At 59.7% G+C, this 894-nt stretch carries 1 protein-coding gene; it reads left to right on the forward strand.

All coding sequences use genetic code 11. The annotated features are described in order from the left end of the window. Window positions 1-102: 102 nt before the first annotated feature. Window positions 103-894 (forward strand): S8 family serine peptidase (locus ACTIEZ_RS15405; RefSeq protein ID WP_439547572.1); only part of this gene is annotated, 792 nt, incomplete at its 3' end.

Consider the following 894-nt stretch of genomic DNA (forward strand, 5'->3'; position numbering starts at 1 on the left):
TTCGGTATCGCAGGCTCTTTGCGTCGGGACATATGGAGTCTCCTCTTTACCCATTATGCCCGCCCGCACACGAAAATTCTGACAGTTCCGGCGGCATCGGCGGTGATCGCCGCGCTCGAGCGCAATCCCAATGTGGAATTTGCCGAATTGAATGCCAGCGTCACGGTGCAGGGCAGCAACGATCCGCGCTACACCGGCGGGCAGTTGTGGGGCATGTATGGTGATCAGACCAGCCCCACCAACCAATTCGGCAGCCAGTCCGGCGAAGCCTGGGCGGCCGGTCACACTGGTTCGATGAAAACCGTGATCGGCGTAATCGATACCGGAATCGATTATACCCACCCGGATCTCTATCTCAACATCTGGCTGAACCCTGGCGAAATTCCGACCAACCTCGGCCTGGTCGACACCGACGGTGACGGCCTGATCACCTTCCGCGATCTCAACACCGCTGCCAATGCCCACGCCGTCAGCGATCTCAATGGCAATGGCCGTATCGATGCTGGCGATCTGCTCCGCGATGTGCGCTGGGCCAATGGTGTCGACAATGACGGCAATGGCCGCATCGATGATCTGATCGGCTGGAATTTCTATAGCAATACCAATGATCCGATGGACGGCGGCGGCCATGGCACCCATGTCGCCGGCACCATTGGCGCGTTGGGCAACAACGGCATCGGCGTGGCCGGGGTCAATTGGACCGTGCAGTTGATGGCGCTGAAATTCCTGCCGGATTCGGGATCGGGGACATTGTCCGGCGCCATTGCGGCCATCGATTATTATACCGCCGCCGCGCGCGTTCATGGTACCGGCGCTCGCAATTATGTCGCCACCAACAACACCAGGGGCGGTGGCGGCTATTCGCAGGCGCTGCACAGCTCGATCATTTCTGGT

Source organism: Sandarakinorhabdus sp., from assembly GCF_051860625.1.
Lineage (GTDB): Bacteria > Pseudomonadota > Alphaproteobacteria > Sphingomonadales > Sphingomonadaceae > Sandarakinorhabdus.